The organism is Nguyenibacter vanlangensis (assembly GCF_013376155.1).
Classification (GTDB): Bacteria; Pseudomonadota; Alphaproteobacteria; order Acetobacterales; family Acetobacteraceae; genus Gluconacetobacter; species Gluconacetobacter vanlangensis.
The window spans coordinates 1-1,302 of the sequence record NZ_JABXXP010000752.1 but is presented as its reverse complement, the minus strand read 5'-3'; the positions used below and the strand labels follow the sequence as shown (position 1 = coordinate 1,302).

1 protein-coding gene is annotated in these 1,302 nt (G+C 69.0%); it reads left to right on the top strand.

The features are described 5' to 3' along the window. Positions 1-101 precede the first annotated feature (101 nt). A complete protein-coding gene (mraY, locus tag HUK84_RS18710) occupies positions 102-1,193 on the top strand; it encodes a phospho-N-acetylmuramoyl-pentapeptide-transferase (protein ID WP_176641568.1) in 1,092 nt (363 codons plus the stop codon). Positions 1,194-1,302: the final 109 nt, after the last annotated feature.

Here is a 1,302-nt window from a genome sequence, read left to right as displayed (position 1 = left end):
GTGGCGCCGGGCGACGTGATCCTGGTCAAGGGCAGCCTCGGCAGCCGCATGCGCGACGTCATCGCCGTCCTCACCACCCCGGCCGGGGCGGATGTGGCCTGATGCTCTACGATCTCGTCCAGCACCACGCCGCGGCGCACATCACCATCCTCAACCTGTTCCGCTACATCACCTTCCGCGCGGGCGCCGCCTGCCTGACGGCGCTGGCGATCGCGCTGGTGCTGGGCAATCCGCTGATCGCGCAGCTCCGCCGCATCCAGCGCGAGGGCCAGCCGATCCGCGCCCTCGGCCCCGAACGCCATATCCTGGAAAAGGCCGGCACCCCCACCATGGGCGGGGTGCTGATCCTCGCCGCCCTGTTCGGCGCGACCCTGCTCTGGGCCGACCTCACCAACGGCTTCGTCTGGGCGGTGCTGCTGACCACGCTGGCCTTCGGCGCGGTCGGCTTCGCCGACGACTATCTCAAGCTGTCCCGGCGCAACACGGCGGGCGTGTCCAAGCGCACGCGGCTGGGCTGCGAATTCGCGGCCTCGCTGATCGGCGGCTACTGGCTGCAAAGCCTGATGCCCGCCGACCTCGCCAACCATCTGGCCTTCCCCTTCCTGAAGGAATGGCTGCTGCCGCTGGGCCTCGCCTTTCCGCTCTTCGCCATGATCACCATCTCCGGCTTCGGCAACGCGGTGAACTTCACCGACGGGCTGGACGGGCTGGCGATCGTGCCGGTCATCATCGCCGCCCTGGTCTTCGCTCTGATCGCCTACCTGGTCGGCAACCATGTCTTCGCCGACTACCTGCAACTGCACGCGGTGCCCGGCACCGGCGAACTCTGCGTGTTCTGCTCGGCGCTGGTCGGGGCGGGCCTGGGCTTTCTCTGGTTCAACGCCCCGCCGGCGGCCGTCTTCATGGGCGATACCGGCTCGCTGGCCCTGGGCGGCGCGCTGGGCGCGGTCGCGGTCGCGGTCAAGCACGAACTGGTGCTGTGCATCGTCGGCGGCCTGTTCGTGGCCGAAACCCTGTCGGTGATCATCCAGGTCTTCTGGTACCGCCGCACCGGCCGCCGCGTGTTCCTGATGGCGCCGCTCCACCACCATTTCGAAAAGAAAGGCTGGCAGGAACCCAAGATCGTGATCCGCTTCTGGATCGTCTCGATCGTTCTCGGCCTGTGCGGCCTGGCAACGCTGAAACTGCGATGACGATCCGTCCCGCCGATCCCGATATCCCGGGGCCCTTCCCCCCCGGCCTCTTCGCCGGCCACCGCTACGCGGTGCTGGGGCTCGGCCGCAACGGTGCGCCCGTCGTCCG

Coding starts and splice junctions, on each gene's coding strand:
- mraY (WP_176641568.1), top strand. CDS start 102: ATGCTCTACGATCTCGTCCAGCACCACGCCGCGGCGCACATCACCATC.